This window comes from Pseudoxanthomonas kaohsiungensis, assembly GCF_010211765.1.
Taxonomy (GTDB): domain Bacteria; phylum Pseudomonadota; class Gammaproteobacteria; order Xanthomonadales; family Xanthomonadaceae; genus Pseudoxanthomonas; species Pseudoxanthomonas kaohsiungensis.
Genome location: NZ_PDWO01000042.1, coordinates 1 through 738, shown reverse-complemented (window position 1 = coordinate 738; position 738 = coordinate 1). Strand labels below are relative to the sequence as shown.

Annotated in this window: 1 protein-coding gene; it reads right to left on the bottom strand. The window is 61.2% G+C overall.

All coding sequences use genetic code 11. The features are described 5' to 3' along the window. Positions 1-49: 49 nt before the first annotated feature. A partial coding sequence (locus tag CSC66_RS17185) for a hypothetical protein (RefSeq protein WP_238394452.1) occupies positions 50-738 on the bottom strand: 689 nt, incomplete at its 5' end.

Here is a 738-nt window from a genome sequence, read left to right as displayed (position 1 = left end):
ATGTCCTCACTAGCTTAGTAGTTTTCTGTGTGTGTTTCCAGCAATCTGCTCACCACCCCTGCTCTGCGTGCGTGCACTTGCTGGGTTTTCCGCCCAGACTGGCGCGAGTGCGTCCGTGCTCGCACGTCCCCGGGCGGATCTCTATTTTTTTTGGCGTCATGACCTTCGTCGCGCGACCGGCGATGTGCATCACGCCGTTCTGAACGATCTCGAATTGCGGAACATCGAGCCGTCCGCCGGCAATGCCGAACTTCCATGTGGCCTCGAGCGTCGCGGGTGCGGCTCCGAAGTCGACGAAAACCGGTTCGATGTAGATCTGCCCACGCGGCAGTGCCGCCTGCGCCTTTCCGTCGATGTGCCCGGCCTTTGCGATGATCTGCGCCGACAGGTCGAAATCCAGCTTGTCGGTGGCGTAGCGTCCGGTGAGTTCGGACAGCGTCATCGCGCGTGCCTTGGCCTTCGCCTTGGCCTGCCAGTCGCCGTTGCGCTGCAGGCGTCCATCGAACTTCACTTCCACGGTTTGATCCTGCACGGCCGCGCGCAGCGTGCCGTCAGCGCAACTGAGCACCTTTGCGGATGTCCCCAGCGCGCAGTCGAAGTGAAGCTTCGTGAGAGGCGCCGGCAATGCTGGATGTTCGATGAAAGAAAAGCTGTGCTCGCTGCCATCGCACGTGTTGTGAACCTCGACCAGCGGGGTCAACGCGTAGACATACTTCACGCCGACGCAAAGCAAGCAGC